The 14793-nt window shown below is 71.3% G+C and carries 20 protein-coding genes; 13 read left to right on the top strand and 7 right to left on the bottom strand.

The window, feature by feature from the left end; all coding sequences use genetic code 11:
- Nucleotides 1–29 precede the first annotated feature (29 nt).
- The 4 genes from AC2YHJ_RS04600 to AC2YHJ_RS04585 are packed head-to-tail and all read right to left on the bottom strand — an operon-like array spanning nucleotide 30 to nucleotide 2675.
- On the bottom strand, nucleotides 30–650 hold the full coding sequence (locus AC2YHJ_RS04600; RefSeq protein ID WP_487394275.1) for a MotE family protein: 621 nt from the start codon (nucleotides 648–650) through the stop codon (nucleotides 30–32).
- Entirely contained in the window at nucleotides 650–1081 is a 432-nt protein-coding gene (locus AC2YHJ_RS04595; RefSeq protein WP_487394274.1) for a DUF6468 domain-containing protein, read from the bottom strand. The genes AC2YHJ_RS04600 and AC2YHJ_RS04595 overlap by 1 nt, the downstream gene beginning before the upstream one ends.
- On the bottom strand, nucleotides 1078–2142 hold the full coding sequence (gene fliM, locus AC2YHJ_RS04590) for a flagellar motor switch protein FliM (RefSeq protein ID WP_487394273.1): 1065 nt from the start codon (nucleotides 2140–2142) through the stop codon (nucleotides 1078–1080). The genes AC2YHJ_RS04595 and fliM overlap by 4 nt, the downstream gene beginning before the upstream one ends.
- The gene (locus AC2YHJ_RS04585) at nucleotides 2139–2675 is read right to left on the bottom strand and encodes a flagellar basal body-associated FliL family protein (RefSeq protein WP_487394272.1); all 537 of its coding nucleotides are present in this window, start codon (nucleotides 2673–2675) and stop codon (nucleotides 2139–2141) included. Before AC2YHJ_RS04585 ends, fliM begins: the two co-directional genes overlap by 4 nt.
- 179 nt (nucleotides 2676–2854) lie before the next feature.
- Between AC2YHJ_RS04585 and flgF the strand changes: the two genes are divergently transcribed.
- From flgF to AC2YHJ_RS04560, 5 genes are read left to right on the top strand one after another with little or no spacing between them, the layout of a single operon-like run.
- Nucleotides 2855–3592 carry a flagellar basal-body rod protein FlgF gene (gene flgF / locus AC2YHJ_RS04580; RefSeq protein ID WP_487394271.1) on the top strand — a complete coding sequence of 246 codons (738 nt, stop codon included), beginning with the start codon at nucleotides 2855–2857 and terminating at the stop codon, nucleotides 3590–3592.
- Nucleotides 3593–3604: 12 nt separating this feature from the next.
- Nucleotides 3605–4390, top strand: a complete 786-nt coding sequence (gene flgG / locus AC2YHJ_RS04575; RefSeq protein WP_487394270.1) for a flagellar basal-body rod protein FlgG — start codon at nucleotides 3605–3607, stop codon at nucleotides 4388–4390.
- Nucleotides 4390–5346, top strand: a complete 957-nt coding sequence (gene flgA, locus AC2YHJ_RS04570; protein ID WP_487394269.1) for a flagellar basal body P-ring formation chaperone FlgA — start codon at nucleotides 4390–4392, stop codon at nucleotides 5344–5346. The genes flgG and flgA overlap by 1 nt, the downstream gene beginning before the upstream one ends.
- 1 nt (nucleotide 5347) lies before the next feature.
- A complete protein-coding gene (flgH, locus tag AC2YHJ_RS04565) occupies nucleotides 5348–6082 on the top strand; it encodes a flagellar basal body L-ring protein FlgH (protein ID WP_487394268.1) in 735 nt (244 codons plus the stop codon).
- A gap of 46 nt (nucleotides 6083–6128) precedes the next feature.
- Nucleotides 6129–6860 carry an SOS response-associated peptidase gene (locus AC2YHJ_RS04560; protein ID WP_487394267.1) on the top strand — a complete coding sequence of 244 codons (732 nt, stop codon included), beginning with the start codon at nucleotides 6129–6131 and terminating at the stop codon, nucleotides 6858–6860.
- A 178-nt stretch (nucleotides 6861–7038) separates the two neighbouring features.
- Here AC2YHJ_RS04560 and dksA read toward each other — a convergent pair whose 3' ends face one another.
- On the bottom strand, nucleotides 7039–7455 hold the full coding sequence (gene dksA / locus AC2YHJ_RS04555) for an RNA polymerase-binding protein DksA (RefSeq protein WP_487394265.1): 417 nt from the start codon (nucleotides 7453–7455) through the stop codon (nucleotides 7039–7041).
- A gap of 142 nt (nucleotides 7456–7597) precedes the next feature.
- On the bottom strand, nucleotides 7598–8014 hold the full coding sequence (locus tag AC2YHJ_RS04550) for a flagellar assembly protein FliX (RefSeq protein ID WP_487394263.1): 417 nt from the start codon (nucleotides 8012–8014) through the stop codon (nucleotides 7598–7600).
- A 158-nt stretch (nucleotides 8015–8172) separates the two neighbouring features.
- Between AC2YHJ_RS04550 and AC2YHJ_RS04545 the strand changes: the two genes are divergently transcribed.
- The 3 genes from AC2YHJ_RS04545 to AC2YHJ_RS04535 are packed head-to-tail and all read left to right on the top strand — an operon-like array spanning nucleotide 8173 to nucleotide 10027.
- Nucleotides 8173–9294, top strand: a complete 1122-nt coding sequence (locus AC2YHJ_RS04545; protein ID WP_487394262.1) for a flagellar basal body P-ring protein FlgI — start codon at nucleotides 8173–8175, stop codon at nucleotides 9292–9294.
- Complete coding sequence (locus AC2YHJ_RS04540) at nucleotides 9294–9629, top strand: rod-binding protein (protein WP_487394260.1); 336 nt, start codon at nucleotides 9294–9296, stop codon at nucleotides 9627–9629. Before AC2YHJ_RS04545 ends, AC2YHJ_RS04540 begins: the two co-directional genes overlap by 1 nt.
- A complete protein-coding gene (locus tag AC2YHJ_RS04535) occupies nucleotides 9626–10027 on the top strand; it encodes a hypothetical protein (RefSeq protein ID WP_487394259.1) in 402 nt (133 codons plus the stop codon). The genes AC2YHJ_RS04540 and AC2YHJ_RS04535 overlap by 4 nt, the downstream gene beginning before the upstream one ends.
- A gap of 58 nt (nucleotides 10028–10085) precedes the next feature.
- Here AC2YHJ_RS04535 and AC2YHJ_RS04530 read toward each other — a convergent pair whose 3' ends face one another.
- On the bottom strand, nucleotides 10086–11342 hold the full coding sequence (locus AC2YHJ_RS04530) for a hypothetical protein (protein WP_487394258.1): 1257 nt from the start codon (nucleotides 11340–11342) through the stop codon (nucleotides 10086–10088).
- Between the two features lie 80 nt (nucleotides 11343–11422).
- On the opposite strand from AC2YHJ_RS04530, the gene AC2YHJ_RS04525 reads away from it, so the two are divergent.
- Genes AC2YHJ_RS04525 through AC2YHJ_RS04505 form a run of 5 tightly spaced genes read left to right on the top strand, consistent with a single transcriptional unit; the run spans nucleotide 11423 to nucleotide 14720 of the window.
- The gene (locus AC2YHJ_RS04525; RefSeq protein WP_487394257.1) at nucleotides 11423–11950 is read left to right on the top strand and encodes a hypothetical protein; all 528 of its coding nucleotides are present in this window, start codon (nucleotides 11423–11425) and stop codon (nucleotides 11948–11950) included.
- On the top strand, nucleotides 11947–12462 hold the full coding sequence (locus tag AC2YHJ_RS04520; protein ID WP_487394256.1) for a permease: 516 nt from the start codon (nucleotides 11947–11949) through the stop codon (nucleotides 12460–12462). The genes AC2YHJ_RS04525 and AC2YHJ_RS04520 overlap by 4 nt, the downstream gene beginning before the upstream one ends.
- A 2-nt stretch (nucleotides 12463–12464) precedes the next feature.
- Entirely contained in the window at nucleotides 12465–12935 is a 471-nt protein-coding gene (locus AC2YHJ_RS04515) for a GNAT family N-acetyltransferase (RefSeq protein ID WP_487394255.1), read from the top strand.
- 34 nt (nucleotides 12936–12969) lie between these two features.
- The gene (locus AC2YHJ_RS04510; protein WP_487394254.1) at nucleotides 12970–13746 is read left to right on the top strand and encodes a RibD family protein; all 777 of its coding nucleotides are present in this window, start codon (nucleotides 12970–12972) and stop codon (nucleotides 13744–13746) included.
- A complete protein-coding gene (locus tag AC2YHJ_RS04505; protein ID WP_487394252.1) occupies nucleotides 13743–14720 on the top strand; it encodes a zinc-dependent alcohol dehydrogenase in 978 nt (325 codons plus the stop codon). Before AC2YHJ_RS04510 ends, AC2YHJ_RS04505 begins: the two co-directional genes overlap by 4 nt.
- Nucleotides 14721–14793: the final 73 nt, after the last annotated feature.

The raw sequence follows: 14793 nt of genomic DNA, 5'->3' as shown, positions 1-14793 counted from the left end.
TCGGGTCTTGCCTCCTGCCTCGGGTCCGGTCAGTTCGCCGCGGTGCGGCGCGCGCGGTGGCGCGCCAGTTCCGCCGTTGCCATCCGCGCCTTGTCGGGGCGCATCGCCCCGATCACCGGGGCGGCCTTGCGGTCGTTCATGCGGTCGAGGATCTCGACCAGCACGGGGAGTTCCAGATCGTCGAAGATCGTCGCCGCGTCGCGGGGACGCATCGCCTCATAGGTCCGCACCAGGCCGCGCCAGCCGGCTTCCTCCCGGTCGCCGCGCGCACGGTCGAGGGATTCGAGCCGCTGCTGCATCGCGGCCAGTTCCTCGACACGCCGGGCAAGACGCGCTTCGGCCGCCTGCAACACCACTTCCTGCGCCACGACGGCCTGTTCGCGCGCCTCGATGTCGGTCCGGCGGGCGCGGAGTTGTTCGAGCAGGGCACGTTCGGCCCGCGCCGTAGGGTCGGGAGCGGGCGGCGCAACCGGAACCGCGACGGCCGGCTGCGGCGATCGCATGGGGGCCGGCGGCGGGTCCGCCGCGCGCGCCGGCGCCACCACCGGCAAGGCGGGCGCGCGCAGCGCGGCGAGCAAGGCCTCCGCCTTCACCAGGAACAGCCCCGCCATGGCGAGGATCGCTGCGGGCAGCAGGCGCGGGCGACGCATCAGCGCAGCCCCCGTGCGCCGGCGGTGATGGCGCGCAGCAGGTCGCGTTCGGCCTGGCTTTGCAGCGGTGCGGGTTCGGCCGCGCGCGGCGTGTCCTGGGCCATTGGCCGGCCGGCGCGCACCAGGCCTTCCAACCGGTCGGCCAGCGCTTCGGCGCGTTCGATCAGGTAGCGGAGGTCGTCGCGCAGCGGCTCGGCGGTCGCCATGCGCTCGGCGACCTGACGCCCGGCGAGTTCGGCGGAGGCACGTAGCCGCACCATCGCGGCCTCGGCCATGCGGGCGGCCTCGCCGAGGCCCTGGGCGCTGCCTTCCATCGCGGATCGGTCGGCGCGGATTTCCTGCAACGCGCGTTCCAGCCGCAACGCGAAGGGAATGGCCGCGCCGAGCATCGCCAGCAGCAAGACCTGCAAGCCCCATTCGAGCAGCGTCATGCCGGCACCCCGCCGCGTGCGCGTTCCAGTTCCCGCGAAATGCGTACCGCGAGGCGCTGTTCCTGCCGGCCGAGTTCCGCCTCGAACAGCGGCACCTCCCCGCAACGCAGCCGCACCGGCGCACCCGGAGCGACGCCGAGCGCGATGCGGTCGCCGACCTTCAACCCCATGACGGAGGACAGCGGCACAAGCTGTTCATCGAGCACCACGTCGAGCGCCACCTCGGTCGAGCGCAGTTCTTCCGCGAGGTGCGTTTCCCAGATGCTGTCGCGGCCGAATTTTTCCCCCATGAACTGCTGCAACAGTAATTCACGCACCGGTTCCAGCGTGGCGTAGGGCAGCAGCAGTTCCAGCTTGCCGCCGCGATCCTCCATGTCCACGCGCAGGCGCACCAGCACGCAGGCGTTGGACGGCCGCGAGATCGCTGCAAAACGCGGGTTCACCTCCAGCCGTTCGAAGCCGAAGACAACGGGGCAGAGCGGTTCGAACGCCGCGGTCAGGTCGTCCAGCACCACGCCGATCAACCGCTCGACCAGGGTGCGCTCGATGGTGGTGTAGGGGCGGCCCTCGATCCGCATCGCCGCGGTGCCGCGCCGCCCGCCCAGCAGCACGTCCACCACGGAATAGATCAGCGCGGAATCGACGACGACCAGCCCGTAATTGTCCCATTGCGCGGCGCGCGTGACGCCCAGCATCGCCGGCAGCGGGATGGAATTGAGATAGTCGGCGAAGCGCAGGGAGACGATGCCGTCGATCGACACCTCCACATTGTCGGAGGTGAAGTTGCGCAACGTGGTGGACATCAGCCGGACCATGCGATCGAAGACGATCTCCAGCATGGGCAGGCGTTCATAGGAGACGAGCCCGGAGGAGATGATCCTCTGGATGCCGCTTTCCTCGCCGCCCTCCCCACCCTTGCTGTCGAAGCCGAGCAGGCTGTCGATCTCTGCCTGGTTGAGCACGCGCGCCGCATCCGGCGCGGGCGCCTCGGCGGACGCGTCCTCATCCTCCAGCGCGGCACCCCAGGCGGCGGCGAGGTCTTCCTCAGACTGGCCGCTCATTGCACCAGCATCTCCACGAACAGCACATCCGTAATGCGGGGCGGGGGTTGCGTGCTGCCCGCCGGCGGGGCGACGGCGATGTTGGCGCGGGCGACCAGTTCCTCCCGCAGGCGTTGGGTGCCGGCGGAACCGCGCAACTCCTCCGGGCGCATTTCCCGCAGGTGGGTCTGGAACAGGTCGAGCAGGCGCGGCATTGCGAGCTGGATCGCCGTGGCATCCTCCGCGCGCGTGATCTCGAGCTTGCTGCGCAGCTTCACGAAGACGGGACGGCGGCCCGTCGCGTTCAGGTTGGCAATGATCTCGGGCATGTCGAAGAAGGCCGGCGGGCGCGGCGCTTCGGCCCGTGGCGCGTCCCCGCTCGTACCGGCCGGCGCCGGCCCCATGCCGAGCAGCGGCGGCAGGATGCCGGTGAACCACAACCCGGCCCCGACCCCAGCCAGCAACACGGGCGCTGCGACCAGGAGCAGCTTCTTCCTGCCCCCGCCGCCCTTGCCTGCTGCCGCTTCGCTCACCTCGGCCGCTGCCGCCGCCATGTCATGCCTCCTGCACGGGGGCATCCTCCACGCCCGCCGTTAAGGAAGGCTTGCGGCGGACCAGCGCTGCCGGGTGAAGGGCCGGCCCTGCCGCATCCCGGCAGCAAATGCCGCCCGTCAGCCGGTCCCAGGCTGGCACGCCGGTTGCCCTTCCGTCGCACGGATACGGAGACGGCGTCATGGACAGCCCCGGCTACATCATCCTTTCGCGCCTCGCGCTGCAGTCCCGCGCGACCGAGGTGCTGGCGCACAACGTCGCCAATGCCGACACACCCGGCTTCCGCGCGCAGCGCCCGGTCTTCGCGCAGTTCATCAGCCGCCAGGATGCCGCACCGCCGGGCGGGCGGCCCGTCGCCTATGTGCAGGACCGCGCCACCTGGCGGGAGATGGACGCCGGCGCGCACCAGGTCACCGGCAATCCGCTGGATGTCGCGATCAGCGGCGCGGGCTTCTTCGCCGTCGAGACGCCGCGCGGCGAGCGTTTCACCCGCGCCGGGCGCTTTTCCATCGGCCAGGACGGCCGGATCGTGGACATGGAAGGCCATGCGGTGATGGGCGCGGAGGGCAATGCTATCGCTGTCTCCGCCAACGACACCCGCATCACCATCCAGGGCGACGGCACGGTGCGCAGCGAGAACGGCCCGCTCGGCCGGCTGCGCATCGTGCGCTTCGACAACCCCCAGACGCTACGCGCCGAAGGCGACCGCCTGTTCGACCCGGCCGGCGAAGACCCGCAACCCGTCGAACGCCCCGCCGTGGTGCAGGGCGCGCTCGAGGGCAGCAATGTCCACCCGATCCTGGAGATGACGCGCCTGACCGCCGAGCTCCGCGAATTCCAGTTCGCCGCCCAGTTCGCCGAACGCGAGGGCGAGCGCCTGTCCACCGCCGTCGAGCGCATCCTGCGCCGCCGCTCGTAAGGACCGCCACCGATGCGATCGCTGACCATCGCCGCCACGGGCATGCAGGCCCAACAGAACAACGTCGAGGTCATCTCGAACAACATCGCCAATATCTCGACCACCGGCTTCAAGCGGCGGCGGGCGGAGTTCCAGGATTTGATCTACCAGAACCTGCGCCGCACCGGATCGCAGAGCGCCGATACCGGCACGACGCTACCCTCCGGCGCGCAGATCGGCCTCGGCGTGCGCACCGCCGCGGTCTACCGGATCAGCGAGCAGGGCAACCTGCAGCAGACCGAGAACCGCTTCGACCTCGCCGTGCGCGGCAACGGCTTCTTCCAAATCCAGATGCCCTCGGGCGAGACCGCCTATACCCGCGACGGCACCTTCGGACTTTCGGCGGAGGGCACCATCGTCACGGCGGAAGGCTTCGTCGTGCAGCCGGGCATCACCATCCCGGCCAATGCGCGCGACGTGACCATCAACGCCAATGGCGAGGTGCTGGCCAAGATCGACGGCCAGACCAATCCGCAGAATGTCGGGCAGATCCAGTTGGCGATCTTCGCCAATGAGGGCGGGCTGGAGGCGGTGGGCGACAACCTGCTGCTCGCAACGCCGTCGTCGGGGGAAGCGCAGCAGGGCTCGCCCGGCGCGGTCGGCTACGGCCAGACCATGCAGGGCTTCATCGAGACGTCGAACGTCAATGTGGTGCAGGAGATCACCTCCCTGATCACCGCGCAGCGCGCCTATGAGATGAACTCGCGCGTCATCACCGCCTCGGACGAGATGCTGTCCACCCTGACGAGGCTGCGCTGATGCGCCGGCGGTCCCTGGCCCTGCTGGCGCTGGCAGCGGCGCTGCCGGCGCGCGCGCAGGGTATCCCGCCCGCCCCGCGCCCACTGGTGCTGACCGAGGATGGCGTGCTGCGCCTTGGCGAGTTGTTCGAGAATGCCGGCGATGCCGGACAGGCCGTGGTGGGTGCGGCGCCGGCGCCGGGGCGGCGGATGATGCTCGATGCGGCACAGCTCTCCGCCATCGCACGCCGGCATGGGCTCGCCTGGCGGCCACTGTCGGGCGAGGAACGCAGCATCGTCGAACGCCCCGGCCGCCCCCTGCCGCGCGAAGAGATCGAGGTGCTGCTGCGCGAGGATCTCGTGCGCCTCGGCGTGGATCCGGAGGCGGAACTGGAACTGCCCGGCTTCGCGCCGCCTTCCGTGCCGCTCGGCGTCCTGCCGCAGGTGATGCTGGAAGCCGCGCATTACGACGCCCCGACGCGCCGCTTCGCCGCGACGCTGGTGGTCACGGCCGATGGGATGGCGGGCTGGCGCGGAAGGTTGACCGGGCGCGCCCTGCCGACCGTGCCGGTGGTGGTGGCGACGCGCCGGCTTGCGGTTGGCGACATCATCGGACCAGGCGACCTGCGTGAGACGCGCCAGCGCGCCGAACGCGTGCGGCCGGGGACCGCCCAGCGCGCGCAGGAAGTCGCGGGGCGGCAGTTGCGTCGGCCGATCGCGGCTAACCTGCCTTATCTGCTGGTGGATTTGGTCGCGCCGACCATCGTGGCGAAGAACCAGACCGTGCTGATGGTGCTGGAGGGACCAGGCTTTGCGCTGACCGCGCAGGGGCGGGCGATGGAAGCCGCCGCGCGGGGGGAACTCGTGCCGGTGATGAACCTCGCCTCTCGCTCCGTTGTGGAAGCCGAGGTCATTGCCCCCGGGCGGGTGCGCGTGCTGGCCGGCGCCGTGCCGATGCAGGTCGCGCGGAGGTACTGAGATGCGCCGCTTCCTGCTGCTGCTGATGCCGATGACGCTGATGGCCTGCTCCGGTGCCGAGCGGCTGTCCCGCCTCGGCGACGAGCCGGAGATGGCGGGGGTCACCAACCCCACCGCCGACCCGCGCTGGCGCCCAGTGTCGATGCCGATGCCGAACCCGCAGGACCCGCCGCTCGCCAACAATTCGCTGTGGCGACCCGGTAGCCGCACCTTCCTGCGCGACCAGCGCGCGGCGACCGTCGGCGACATCGTCACCGTGCTGGTCGCCATCGCCGACGAGGCGGAATTGCAGAACCGCACCGTGCGGTCGCGCGACAACAGCGAGGGAATGGGCATCCCGCAGATTCTTGGACTGCAATCCTCCTACGCCCGGCTGTTCCCAACCGGGATCGACCCGTCCCGCCTGGTGGAGGCAAGTTCGACCAGCGGCGTGAACGGGGCCGGCGCGATCCGCCGCAACGAGAGCGTGACGCTGCGCGTCGCCACCACCGTCTCCCAGGTCCTGCCGAACGGGAACCTGGTGGTGACGGGCCGCCAGCAGGTGCGGGTGAACAGCGAGTTGCGCGACCTGACGGTGGGGGGCGTGATCCGCCCGCAGGACATCGCGTCGGACAACACGGTGCGGCATGACCGGCTGGCCGAGGCGCGGATCGCCTATGGCGGGCGCGGCACGATCAGCGACGTGCAGCGGCCGCGGACCGGGCAGGAATTGCTCGACGTGATCCTGCCGTTCTGATGCTTCGTGGTTGCCGCCGCAGTGTCGGTCCGGGCAAACAGGGCGCATGTGCGGGCGATATTTCCAGCAGCGAGCGTCGGGCGAGGTCGCGCGGCATTTCGGTGTCTCAACAGGGCTTCCGAACCTGCCGCCGTCCTTCAACCGGGCACCCACGCAGGATGGGCTGGTCCTGCGCCGGCACCCCGAGACCGGGGCGCGCCATCTCGATGCACTGCGCTGGGGGCTGGTACCGCGCTGGGCGAAGGATGCCTCGGGTGGGGCGCGGATGATCAACGCCCGCAGCGAATCGGTCGCCGAGAAGCCCGCCTTCCGCGAGGCCTTCCACAAGCGCCGCGGCATCGCCCTGGCCGACGGCTTCTACGAATGGGAGCAGCACGGGCCGAAGGGTGCAAAGCAGCCCTTCGCGGTCGCGATGGCCGATGGCGCGCCGATGCCGTTGGCCGCGCTGTGGGAAGGCTGGCGGGCGCCGGACGGAAGCATCCTGCGGACCTTCACCATCCTGACGACGCAGGCGGTGCCGGAACTCGCGGTACTGCACGACCGCATGCCGGTGATCCTGCCGCCCGAGGCATGGGACGCCTGGTTGGGCGACGCGCCGGCGGATGACGCGACGCTGCACGCGCTGCTGAAGCCCTATCCGCGGCAGGCCCTGGCGGTCTGGCCTGTCGGAACGCGCGTGGGCCGAGTCGCGGAGGATGATGCCGGGCTGATCGAGCGCGACCCGCTCGCCCAGCCGCCACCCGGCCTGGACGACCCGCCGCCGCGTTTCGGCACCTGAACCGCCGGCAATCGGCCCGATGCCCTGCATCGGGCCAGGAGCGCAAAGCGCGACCGCGCCCAGACCGTCAGCCGCCCCCGGCGCGCCAGTCTATGGCGCGGAGGCAAGGCGGCCGGATGGCCGCCGCCCGCCGTGTGAGGGCACGCACAAAAAAAAGCCGCAAAAGGCGGCCCGTGCATCAATCGTCGCGGTGAACGCGTTCCATGCGCTCGTGGCGCTCCTGCGCCTCGATGCTCATCGTCGCGATCGGGCGGGCCTCGAGGCGCCGCAGGCCGATCGGCTCGCCGCTTTCCTCGCAATAGCCGTAGGTGCCGGTCTCGATCCGGTCGATCGCCTGGTCGATCTTGCTGATCAGCTTGCGGGCCCGGTCACGGGTGCGGAGTTCGAGGGCGCGGTCGGTCTCGACGCTGGCGCGGTCCGTGAGGTCGGGTTCCGCGATCCCGCCTTCGGAGAGGGAGGAGAGTGTCTCGCCTGCCTCCCTCAGCAGGTCCTGTCGCCACTTGAGCAGCTTCTGCCGGAAGTATTCCAGCTGAAGCGGGTTCATGAACTCCTCGTCGTCCGAGGGTCGGTAGTCCGGCGGCAGCGTCACGAGCATATCAATCCATTCCCCCGGGCCGAGAGTGCGATCCGCTCCTGCCGGAGCGGGCACCCCCCCTCAATGCGGGCGGAACATAGACGCGTGCCCCGGGCAAAGCCAAGGGGGGAGAAAGCGACAAATCCCTGAAACAGCGCGCTTTTCAGTCCGGTGACGAAGCGGGGTCCAGACCGTGGCGCGCAAGTTCCACCCGGGCCCGCAGCCGGATGGCCGTGAGAGCGGCGGCCAGGGCCGGATCCGCGGCTTCATCCCCCGGCAGCAGCACCGCCAGCGCACGGAGTCGCGCGGGGTCCGCCGACCCGTCGAGCAGCCCGAGCTGGAGGTCGGACAGGGACCGCAACAATGCCTCCCCGCGCTTGCGGGCGCGGGCGTCGCGCTCGGCCGCCGGGGCCGATTCCTGCAAGGCAAGCAGGCCGATCGCCTGCGCCGGCGCGGCTCCCTGCGCGGCCGCCGCCCCGCCAGCGGGGGCGCCACCCAGGCTGAAGCCGCCGGCGGACCCGCGCAGCGCCCGCCCCTTCCCCGCCGCCACCCCGCCCGACACGCCACGAACGCCGACCATGGCCCTTCCCTTCCGCATCACCGGCACCTCCGGCCTGGTCCCGGCAAAGCCTGCCGGCCTTCGCCGCCCCCACAGCTGGCATGGGCCTTGCGCTTGCCTCCCCAGCCCCGCGGAAGGCCCGCGGGGTCCGAACCGGGCAAGCGCGCGGGAGACGCATCTTGGGCCGCAATGCTTACGCGAGAACGAAGACGCTGCTGGCCGGGCTGCTGCTCGCACTCGGCCTGGTGGCGCCGGCCGCGGCCCAGGTGCGCATCAAGGACATCGCGGATGTGGAAGGCGTGCGCGACAACCAGCTGGTCGGCTACGGCCTGGTCGTCGGGCTGAACGGCACGGGCGACCGGTTGCGGTCCGCCGTGTTCACCCGGCAATCGCTGGTGGGGATGCTGGAACGGCTCGGCGTCAACACGCGCGACAATGAACGGCAGCTCGATACACGCAACGTCGCGGCGGTGATGGTCACGGCCAACCTGCCGCCCTTCGCCCGGCCGGGCAGCCGGATCGACATCTCGGTCTCGGCCCTGGGCGACGCCACGAACCTTACCGGCGGCACGCTGCTCGTCACGCCGCTGCTGGGTGCGGATGGGGAGGTTTATGCCGTCGCGCAGGGGTCCATCGCGACCGGCGCGATCAGCGCGCGCGGGGCTGGTGCCTCCGTCACGCGCGGCGTGCCGACCGCCGGGCGGATCGCCAATGGCGCCATCGTGGAGCGCGAGGTTCCCTTCCAACTGGCCGCGCGCGACCGCGTGCGGCTGTCGCTGCGCAATCCGGACCTGACCACCGCGCGGCGCATCGCCGCGGCGATCAACGGCGCACTGCGCGGCGATGTCGCGGCGGCGACCGATTCACGCACCGTCACCGTGGCGCTGGGCGGCCGCAGCCCGGTCGATTTCCTCAGCCGCATCGAGCAACTGCGCGTCGAACCGGACCAGGTCGCGCGCGTAGTCATCGACGAGGCATCCGGCACCATCGTCATGGGGGCGAATGTGCGCGTGTCCACCGTCGCCATCGCGCAGGGCAACCTGACGATCCGCGTCACCGAGACACCGCAGGTCAGCCAACCCAATGCGCTGGCGCAGGGCGAGACCGTCGTCACCCCGCGCACCTCCATCGAGGTGGACGACCAGGCGAACCGCCGCATGGGCGTACTGCCGCAATCCGTCACGCTGCAGGAACTCGTGCGCGGGCTGAACAGCCTCGGCGTCGGGCCGCGCGACCTCATCACCATCCTGCAGGCGATCAAGGCGGCCGGCGCCTTGCAGGCCGAGTTGGAGGTCCGCTGATGGATACCCCCGCGACCACTCCGGTCCAGTCGCGCGCCCTGCGTGCGCCGGGCAACGCCACCAGCGACGCCGCGCAACGCCAGGCCGCCCGGGACTTCGAGGCGCAGGCGCTGGGCATGCTGATGCAGCCGATCTTCGCCACCGTCGACACGGCCCGGTTCCGCTTCGGCGGCGGCGCGGCCGAGGCGCAGTGGCGCCCCATGCTCGTCGATGCCTATGCCGCCGCCGCCGTGCGGTCGGGCCATGGCATCGGCCTCGCGGATGCCGTGTTGCGGGAGTTGCAGCGCATCCGTGGCGACCAGACCAACCCCAACACGGGAGACAGCGGACCATGATGGACAGCCTGATCATCGCCGGCCAACGCCTGGCGGACGCACTTCGCGCGGAGAACGAGGCGCTGGCGAAGCTCGACCTGCCGCGCGCGGCGACGCTCGCGAGCAGCAAGATCGCCGCATCGGATGCCTTCGCTGCTGCCTTCGCCGCACAGGCGAAGCACGGCACCGCGCCCGACGGTCCGGTGCGCCAGGCGGCTTCGCTGCTGACACGACGACTTGAGGAACTCGGTCAGGAGAACCGGCGCCTGCTCGAACGTGCCGTCGCGCTGCAATCCCGCGTGATCGAGACGATCGCCGGCGCTGCGTTGCCGCGCATGACGGCGCGGGGCTATGCCCCTGCCGGCAAACGCGCAGCAGAGGCGCGCCCCCCCGCGCTGGCGCTGTCCGCCCGCGCCTAGCGCCAGGTCTCGGCATTCCAAAGGCCCCCTGGCCTTTGGTGGGGGTGGCTACCCTTCGCTACGCCGCCATCATTTCCAGCAGGGCATCCAGCGGCCCAAGCATCGACACCCGCAGCATCTCCGTCGCGAAGATGGCCTTGTTGTGCGCCGACGCCTCACGCAACCGCCGCATCTCCGCCGCCGAAAACCCCGGCGGCCGTTCGAGGAATCGCGCCACCGCCTGACGCGCCGCGGCGAAGCGTGCGACGGGCCTGGCCTGTGCGTCGTAATCGTGATCCACGAAGTCCCGTAGCAGGTCGAAGCCGAGCGCCTCCAACCCCGCGATGGTCCCTTGATTGCCAAAGACGATGAAGGGTAGCCCGCTCGCCAGCGCCTTCAGCGTCTTCTCGGTCCAGCGGGCAAGGCCCGGCCCGGCCATCTCCGTCTCGGTGACGACGAAGAGTTCCGAAGCGGCAACCTCGGCTTCGGGCAGGCTGAAGATGCGTTCCTGTGGGTGCGCGAAGGCATCCGTGTCGCCGCCGAGATGCAGGCCGCTGTCGATCAGTCCCGCCACCCGCGCGGCCGCCGCCTCCGGCGCTTCGGGCGCGAGGCGCGCCGTGGCGTCGAGGAAGTGCTTCCGCCATGCCGCGTCGATCGCCTCGCGCTGGGTGGAAAGCGACAGGTAGCCCGGTTCCGCCCGATCCATCAGCCACAGTGCGATCAGCGCGCGATGCGGTCGCAGCATGTAGTTGAGGCAGATCCAGCGATGCCGCCGCACGCCATCGGCGGACAGGGCGAAACCCCAGCGCCAGCCGCGCGGCCGGCGCCCCACCAGCCGGTCCCACAGCCCGAAGCCGTAGGAATCGGCGGTGACGACCTGCAGCGGCTCAAGGTCGCGCGCCGCGCAGAAGGCCTCATAGGCCGGTCGTTGCCGGCGGTTCTGCTGCAGCCAGGCGGCACGCCCGGGCGCGATACGCGCGGTCTCCAGCGCCGCATGGAGCGCCTCGGCGTGGACAGGTGCGAAGCCGCGCCCCTCGCTGGCACCATCGAAGGCGACGATGCCCTCCCCACCACGGATCCGGTCGAGCACCTCGGAGGGCAGATCGAGCAATTGCCGGGCCGCATCCTCCGGCCGGTTCAGCAGGCCGAGCCGGGCCAGCGGTGCCGCGATCGGCACGGCACCGGGGCGCGGAACGCCGCCCGGGGGCGGCAGCGGCTGCATCGCCCGGAACAGCGGGCCGAGCCCCGGGGCGTCCGGCGCCATGACCGCGCAACGCGCCACGACCGCGAGGCGTTCGGCCAGCGCGGGCGGCAAATGAGGGGCGGGCGCGATCATCCGTCCTTGCATGGGCGCCCCGCGCGGTGACGTCCAGCCCGCGGCTTGCTCACCCGTGCCGCCCGGCGCAGTTTGCGCGCGTGATCAACCTCCTGCGACGACATGCCAGCCTGCTGGTGACCGCCACCGTCGGGGCCGTAGCCGCGGCCGCGCTGTGGCGGCGCGACGGCGGGCCCGCGGTCGGCCGCGCGCTGTATCACGCCTGGGAATTGTTCCTGTTCATTGCGCCGTCGTTGCTCGCGGGCCTGCTGCTGGCGGCAGCGCTGCGGCAGTTGATGGCGCCAGGCGCGTTGGCGCGCTGGATGGGGGCCGACAGCGGCTGGTTCGGCCTGTGTGTGGCGACGCTCGCCGGCACGCTGACACCCGGCGGACCGATGGCGGCCTTTCCGCTGGTGCTGGTGCTGGCGGGCGCGGGGGCGGATCGCGGGGCGCTGGTCGCCTATATCCTCGGCTGGTCGCTGAACGGCTTCCAGAAGCTGCTGGTCTATGAGGTGCCGCTGCTCGGCCCCGAATTCGCGATCATGCGCACGCTCATCACCCTGCCCATGCCGATTTTCGCGGGCTGGATCGCGCGCCGCCTGCCGATCGCCTGGGAGCCGCCGAAGTGACGCTGGGACAAGCCTTCCTGTGGGTCCTGGCGCTGATCGCACTGGGCTTCTGCCTGCGGCGCGGGCCGGGCACGGTGCGGCGGGTGGGGGTCGAGACCAGCCAGAGCCTCATCAAGATCCTGCCCATGTTCGCCGTGGCGCTGCCCATGGCCGCCTTCCTGGCGGAACTGATGCCGGCCGATGCCGCGGTCGCCTGGATCGGCCCGGATTCAGGGTTCATGGGGGTGGTGATCGCCTCGGTCGCCGGCGGGTTCATGCCCGGCGGACCCTTCGTCACCTTCCCGCTCGTGCTGGCCTTCTCCAAGGCCGGGGCGGGGGTGCCGCAGATGGCCGCGCTGATCACCGGCTGGTCGATCTTCGCGGTGCACCGGATCATCTCCTGGGAGTATCCGCTGCTCGGCTGGCGCTTCGTCGTCATGCGCATGGTCTCGGCACTGCCGATGCCGATCATCGCCGGGCTGTTGGCCGAGCTGGTGGTCGAGGTGTTTCCCATCACCCTCGGCGTACCCTGACGATGGCCGATGCCCGCATCCGCCTGGCGGAGCCGGGGGATCTCGATGGGATGTTGGATCTCTACCGCCATCTCAACGCGGATGATCCACGTCCGTCCGCCGCTGCGGCCGAAGCCGCCTGGCGCGCCCTTCTCGCGTCGGGGCTGACGAGTGTCTTCGTCGCCGAGGCGACGGGGCGGCCGGTGGCCAGTTGCACCCTCGTCATCGTGCCGAACCTCACCCGCGGCGCGCGGCCGTATGGCCTGATCGAGAATGTGGTGACGCATGCCGCGCATCGGCGGCACGGCTTCGGCCAGGCGGTGCTGAAGGCCGCGCTGGATGCGGCCTGGGCCGCCGACTGCTACAAGGTCATGCTGGCGACTGGCTCGCGCGAGGAGGCGACGCTGCGCTTCTACGAAAGCGCCGGTTTCACCCGCGGAGGCAAGACGTTCTTCCAGGCCCGGAGGGACAACCTCCATGGCAACGACATCTAGCCCCCACCACCCCGCTTCGTGCATGACGGCGCCGATGAAACCTGACGCTGCCGATCCGGACTGGGATGCGATGCTCGCCGCGCGCGATGGCAAGGCGCCGGCGGGCGGGTTGGCGCCCCTGTTCGCGCCGATCCTCGCCGAAGCCACCGCGCCGGATGGCTGCCGGGTGGTCGGGCGGCTGGCGCAGACGCTGGACGGGCGCATCGCCACCGCCTCCGGTTCGAGCCAGTGGATTGGTGGGCCGGGCGACATCCTGCACACGCATCGGCTGCGCGCGCTGTGTCATGCGGTGGTGATCGGCGCCGGCACGGTCCGCCATGACGATCCGCGCCTGACGACGCGAGAGGTGCGCGGCCCCGATCCGCTGCGCGTGGTGATCGACACGGATCGCCGCCTGTCCGCTGACTATCGCATCTTCCGCGAAGGCCCGCCGACGCTGCTGGCCTGCGCCGAGGACGCGCCGGGTGAGGACCGGCACGGCACCGCCGAGGTGCTGCGCGTCCCACGCGCCCCATCGGGCGGCATCGCGCCCGAGGCGCTGTTGCGGCTGCTCGCGGCGCGCGGCGTGACGCGCATCTTCGTCGAGGGCGGCGGGCTGACGGTCTCGCGCTTCCTCGCCGCGGGCTGTCTCGACCGGCTGCATGTGACTGTTGCGCCGGTGCTGTTGGGCTCCGGCATCCCCGCCTTCACCCTGCCGGAAGTGCCGCGCATCGCCGATGGGCTGCGCTTCACCTGGCAGGTGTATCCGATCCCGCCGGACATCCTGCTCGACATCCCCATCGACCGCGCGCAGCCGGGATGCCCGGCATGATGGCGCGCGCGCTTTGGACGGTCGCCGCCGGCCGCTGCGAAATCCGCACGGAGACGCTGCCGCCGCGCGGCCCCGACCAGGCGCTGATCCGCGGCGTCGCGAGCGGCATCTCGCGCGGCACCGAGCGGCTGGTGCTGATGGGCCGCGTGCCGGAAAGCCTGCAGCACGCGATGCGCTGCCCATTGCAGGCCGGCGATTTCCCGTTCCCGGTGAAGTACGGCTACAGCGCGGTCGGCGTCGTCGAGGACGGACCGGACGCCCTGCTCGGCCGCCGGGTCTTCGTGCTGCATCCGCATCAGGACCGTTTCCTCGCCCCGGCCGCGATGTGTGTCCCGGTGCCCGATGCGGTACCGGATGCCCGTGCCGTGCTCGCCGCCAACATGGAAACGGCGGTGAACATCCTGTGGGATGCGCGGCCGTTGGTCGGCGAACGCACGCTCGTGATCGGCGCCGGCGTCGTCGGGCTGCTGGTTGCGGCATTGCTGGCGCGCATGCCGGGGATCGAGGTCGTGGTCTGCGACATCGACGCGCGGCGGCGCGCGGTGGCCGAAGCCCTCGGCGCCCGCTTCGCCGCGCCCGAGGACGCGCCGGGCGAGCGCGACCTCATCATCCATGCCAGCGCCGACCCGGCCGGGCTGCGCCGGGCGCTCGATCTCTGCGCCTTCGAGGCGCGGATCGTCGAAGCCTCCTGGTTCGGCACGCGGGAGGCGACGCTGCCGCTGGGCGAGGCCTTCCACGCCAAACGGCTGTCGATTGTCTCGACCCAGGTCGGCGCCGTCGCGCCGGCGATGCGCGGGCGGCGAACGCATGGGGAACGCATGGCACTGGCCCTGTCGCTGCTCGCCGATGACCGTTTCGATGCCCTGCCCGGCCCGACGACGCGCTTCGCGGATCTGGCCGAGGCGATGCCCCGCCTGCTCAACCCGCCACCGGGCGAGATGCCGCCGCTCTGCCCGTTCGTCACATATGGCTGACCCGCTGCTGACGGGCCACAGGCAACGATGCCTTCGGCGGGGCGTTCCTGGGTGATGGCCGGGCGGCGATGCG

The organism is Roseomonas sp. SRI_022 (assembly GCF_057586215.1).
The sequence above is the reverse complement of the archived record's forward strand: the minus strand, read 5'-3'. Positions and strand labels throughout refer to the sequence as shown.

Bases quoted from the DNA above. Each gene is read 5' to 3' on its own strand.
- flgG (WP_487394270.1), top strand. From the start codon at position 3,605: ATGCGATCGCTGACCATCGCCGCCACGGGCATGCAGGCCCAACAGAAC.
- AC2YHJ_RS04550 (WP_487394263.1), bottom strand. From the start codon at position 8,014: ATGGTCGGCGTTCGTGGCGTGTCGGGCGGGGTGGCGGCGGGGAAGGGG.
- AC2YHJ_RS04510 (WP_487394254.1), top strand. From the start codon at position 12,970: ATGAAACCTGACGCTGCCGATCCGGACTGGGATGCGATGCTCGCCGCG.
- flgA (WP_487394269.1), top strand. From the start codon at position 4,390: ATGCGCCGGCGGTCCCTGGCCCTGCTGGCGCTGGCAGCGGCGCTGCCG.
- dksA (WP_487394265.1), bottom strand. From the start codon at position 7,455: ATGCTCGTGACGCTGCCGCCGGACTACCGACCCTCGGACGACGAGGAG.
- AC2YHJ_RS04530 (WP_487394258.1), bottom strand. From the start codon at position 11,342: ATGATCGCGCCCGCCCCTCATTTGCCGCCCGCGCTGGCCGAACGCCTC.
- AC2YHJ_RS04515 (WP_487394255.1), top strand. From the start codon at position 12,465: ATGGCCGATGCCCGCATCCGCCTGGCGGAGCCGGGGGATCTCGATGGG.
- AC2YHJ_RS04585 (WP_487394272.1), bottom strand. From the start codon at position 2,675: ATGGCGGCGGCAGCGGCCGAGGTGAGCGAAGCGGCAGCAGGCAAGGGC.
- AC2YHJ_RS04540 (WP_487394260.1), top strand. From the start codon at position 9,294: ATGGATACCCCCGCGACCACTCCGGTCCAGTCGCGCGCCCTGCGTGCG.
- flgF (WP_487394271.1), top strand. From the start codon at position 2,855: ATGGACAGCCCCGGCTACATCATCCTTTCGCGCCTCGCGCTGCAGTCC.
- flgH (WP_487394268.1), top strand. From the start codon at position 5,348: ATGCGCCGCTTCCTGCTGCTGCTGATGCCGATGACGCTGATGGCCTGC.
- AC2YHJ_RS04560 (WP_487394267.1), top strand. From the start codon at position 6,129: ATGTGCGGGCGATATTTCCAGCAGCGAGCGTCGGGCGAGGTCGCGCGG.
- AC2YHJ_RS04505 (WP_487394252.1), top strand. From the start codon at position 13,743: ATGATGGCGCGCGCGCTTTGGACGGTCGCCGCCGGCCGCTGCGAAATC.
- fliM (WP_487394273.1), bottom strand. From the start codon at position 2,142: ATGAGCGGCCAGTCTGAGGAAGACCTCGCCGCCGCCTGGGGTGCCGCG.
- AC2YHJ_RS04600 (WP_487394275.1), bottom strand. From the start codon at position 650: ATGCGTCGCCCGCGCCTGCTGCCCGCAGCGATCCTCGCCATGGCGGGG.
- AC2YHJ_RS04535 (WP_487394259.1), top strand. From the start codon at position 9,626: ATGATGGACAGCCTGATCATCGCCGGCCAACGCCTGGCGGACGCACTT.
- AC2YHJ_RS04595 (WP_487394274.1), bottom strand. From the start codon at position 1,081: ATGACGCTGCTCGAATGGGGCTTGCAGGTCTTGCTGCTGGCGATGCTC.